This is a genomic window from Capnocytophaga sp. HP1101, assembly GCF_054772415.1.
In genome coordinates, this window is sequence record NZ_BPUU01000026.1 from 1 (window position 1) to 409 (window position 409).

1 protein-coding gene is annotated in these 409 nt (G+C 32.5%); it reads left to right on the forward strand.

Annotated elements, in window-relative coordinates:
* Window positions 1-330, forward strand: a 330-nt coding sequence (locus tag RCZ04_RS11835) for a transposase (protein ID WP_460486243.1), incomplete at its 5' end; no start/stop codon positions are given.
* Window positions 331-409: the final 79 nt, after the last annotated feature.

Genomic DNA, 409 nt, shown 5'->3' on the forward strand with positions numbered 1-409 from the left:
ATTGAGAAAAACGGATTGAGTATTGAAGACTGCCGACGGAAGTACGGCATAGGCGGAAGTACAACAATCCAAAAATGGCTTAAAAAATATGGTAAAAATCACTTATTAAACAAAATAGTACGCGTGGAAACAATTAATGAAATCGGGGAGCTTCAAGCTCTTAAAAAGGAATTAAAAGCTCTTAAAGAGGCTTTTGCTGAAACTGCTTTAGAAAATAAAGTTTATAAAACTTATTTCCAAATTCTTGGTCAGGAAACAGGGATGAGTGATGAAATAAAAAAAAAGTTAGAACAAGAGTTATTGAAGTACTTTCCAAAGAAGAAAAGGTAAGTGCTATTTGTAAGAGTTTTGGTATTAGTAGACAAGCTCATTATAAAGCAGTTAAATCGTTTAATAGAGTAGCAATCAG